Origin of the sequence: Bradyrhizobium sp. CCBAU 11357, assembly GCF_028128865.1 — a bacterium.
In the GTDB taxonomy this organism is placed as follows: domain Bacteria; phylum Pseudomonadota; class Alphaproteobacteria; order Rhizobiales; family Xanthobacteraceae; genus Bradyrhizobium.
Map to the genome: position 1 here is coordinate 1 of NZ_LBJW01000021.1, position 298 is coordinate 298.

The 298-nt window shown below is 63.1% G+C and carries 1 pseudogene; it reads left to right on the forward strand.

What is annotated here, in order from left to right:
• A pseudogene (locus tag XI05_RS08875) lies at positions 1-298 on the forward strand (helix-turn-helix domain-containing protein); the annotation flags it as partial.

The window sequence follows — 298 nt, forward strand, 5'->3', positions numbered from 1 at the left end:
GAGGCCGGCAAGCGCCGCCTGGCCGGCGACACGGCGCGAGCTGCGACCTCCGGCGAGGTGAAGGACCTCCGCCAAGAGGCTGCCGCCTTGAAGGAGGCCGTGGCCGATCTGACCCTGGAGAACCGTCTGCTCAAAAAAAGTATGAACGGAGATGGGGAGGACGAGGCATGAGATATCCCGCCTCCGAAAAGGCCGAGATCATCCAGCTGGTCGAGCAATCGCATCTTCCGGCCAAACGCACGCTGGACAAGCTCGGGATCCTGCGCGCCACATTCTATCGCTGGTATCATCGCTACCG